General features: G+C 50.8%; 1 rRNA gene. It reads right to left on the minus strand.

Annotated elements, in window-relative coordinates:
* Positions 1-264, minus strand: a 16S ribosomal RNA gene (locus GTP69_RS30970); the annotation flags it as partial.

Below are 264 nucleotides of genomic sequence, written 5' to 3' on the forward strand. Positions count from 1 at the left end.
AGAGTGCTCTTTCGTAGCAACTAATGACAAGGGTTGCGCTCGTTGCGGGACTTAACCCAACATCTCACGACACGAGCTGACGACAGCCATGCAGCACCTGTGTAATGGTTCCCTTTCGGGCACTCTCCAATCTCTCGAAGATTCCATCCATGTCAAGGGTAGGTAAGGTTTTTCGCGTTGCATCGAATTAATCCACATCATCCACCGCTTGTGCGGGTCCCCGTCAATTCCTTTGAGTTTTAATCTTGCGACCGTACTCCCCAG

The organism is Duganella levis (assembly GCF_009857605.1).
GTDB classification, from domain to species: domain Bacteria; phylum Pseudomonadota; class Gammaproteobacteria; order Burkholderiales; family Burkholderiaceae_D; genus Rugamonas; species Rugamonas levis.